Origin of the sequence: Clostridioides sp. ZZV15-6383 (genome assembly GCF_020657735.1) — a bacterium.
Lineage (GTDB): Bacteria > Bacillota > Clostridia > Peptostreptococcales > Peptostreptococcaceae > Clostridioides > Clostridioides difficile_D.
Map to the genome: position 1 here is coordinate 1 of NZ_JAGWCV010000129.1, position 992 is coordinate 992.

Here is a 992-nt window from a genome sequence, read left to right on the forward strand (position 1 = left end):
AACATATCTAACATAATAATATCCTCAAAAATGATTAAATTATACTTTTTATAAAATATATCATAAAAAATACATACTAATTATATCATAAAAATACGCTTAGATTTGATGTGATTACTTAATATATTTTCAATAATTCCCTAAAATAAACTGTTGGAAATTGATGAATAAGTTATTAACAATAAAATTTAAAAATCATTCTTACTTTTAGTTAGCCTGTAATAGCAAAAACAAATTTATGTTGTAAACACTTAGAAATAATTAAGTATATTTTGATAGGTTATAAAATTATTTTAAACTTTAAAAATCTTTACTAAGGTAAGTGGTATCATTTAACTTGATACTCCCTATTCCAATTATTTTAGGTACTTTACTAATTATAACCTATTTAATATTACTTTATGAATAGTAGAGTAACTGATTAAACAATACCATTTATAGATTTTACAGCCATCTATTAATTAAATACTTAGAGTTTTGGCTTCTATAATTACTCTTCTTCTAAGTTTTTAAAATGGCTCTCAAATAAATCTAACGTATCCTTATCTATGACTTCATCATCATGTAATGCTGAAATCAAACTCTGTAAAGAATTGTCGTGTATATTACTTAAAAAATCTTTTGTTTCAACACTTAAATACTCTTTATGTCCAACCACTATTGTATAATGAGTATATCTATCTATTTTTTCCGCATCTAAAAAATGCTTTTTAACAAGTCTTGATAAAAGTGTTAATGTAGTTGTTTGTTTCCATCCATATTTTTGTTCCATAGCTTCAATAGTTTCTTTTGATGTCACTGTATCATTTTTTTCCCAAATAAACTTCATAACTTTTAATTCTGCTTGTGGTATTTTTGAAATTGTCATAACCTTACGCCCCTCTCAAACTTTTATTAAATTAATACTATCGCAATATAGTTTTTAAGTCAAAGATTTTGTCGATAATAATATTTTCCAATTTTTACCAAAAGATTAGTTCTTGATATAATTC

Annotated in this window: 1 protein-coding gene; it reads right to left on the reverse strand. The window is 23.4% G+C overall.

All coding sequences use genetic code 11. The annotated features are described in order from the left end of the window. Positions 1-490: 490 nt before the first annotated feature. Positions 491-868, reverse strand: a complete 378-nt coding sequence (locus KGF42_RS19065) for a BlaI/MecI/CopY family transcriptional regulator (protein ID WP_054273798.1) — start codon at positions 866-868, stop codon at positions 491-493. Positions 869-992: the final 124 nt, after the last annotated feature.

Excerpts from the sequence above, each read along its gene's own strand:
- KGF42_RS19065 (WP_054273798.1), bottom strand. The coding sequence starts at position 868 with ATGACAATTTCAAAAATACCACAAGCAGAATTAAAAGTTATGAAGTTT.